We start from the raw sequence: 338 nt of genomic DNA, 5'->3' as shown, positions 1-338 counted from the left end.
ATGGTTCGAAGGATGGCGATATCGCGGCCCTTGTCTTTCACAAGCATAATGAGACCGGAGATGATGTTCAGCGCCGCAACAAGCACGATCAGCGTCAGAATCATGAACATGACGTTACGCTGCACTTGCAGGGCGGAAAAAAATGTCTGTGTCGTTTGGCTGTTAACCGTGAGATTGCGGCCGTTGTTTTGAGAGCGGGAAAAAGCCGGGGGTCACGCTGCCAGGTCGAGCTTTGCWTTTTTGAGACGGCCGTCGGCGACGGCGGCTCGAACCTGCAGGACCCGATGAGCGCCAATCGGCGACCAACGCATCTGTCGCTTCTTATTCATGCGGGCATT

Source organism: Rhizobium sp. Root1203, assembly GCF_001424945.1.
In the GTDB taxonomy this organism is placed as follows: Bacteria; Pseudomonadota; Alphaproteobacteria; order Rhizobiales; family Rhizobiaceae; genus Rhizobium.
This window is presented reverse-complemented; position numbering follows the sequence as displayed.